At 42.7% G+C, this 267-nt stretch carries 1 pseudogene; it reads right to left on the reverse strand.

The features are described 5' to 3' along the window. Nucleotides 1–267: pseudogene (locus CHH91_RS20955) on the reverse strand (nucleotidyltransferase domain-containing protein); the annotation flags it as partial.

Genomic DNA, 267 nt, shown 5'->3' on the forward strand with positions numbered 1-267 from the left:
CCATTGAATAGTATGTGCGAATAAGCTTCCGGGCGAAATTTTGGGAAAGTTTTTTGAATTCTTCTGTGGGGGCTGATTGTAATCGGTCAATGGTTCGGTCGAAAACGTCACCAATGTCACCATTAAAACTTATGGCGATCTCGGCAGTAAGTTTGTAGGGGCCGAAGCAGTCTCGAAGATCAGTTCCGTAAATACAAACACAGAGTTCTTTTAGAAAAGCCTGTTCGTAATAGTTGATTGGCTTCATCACATGATCGAGATCTGCCA

This window comes from Virgibacillus sp. 7505 (assembly GCF_002272135.1).
Classification (GTDB): domain Bacteria; phylum Bacillota; class Bacilli; order Bacillales; family Amphibacillaceae; genus Terribacillus.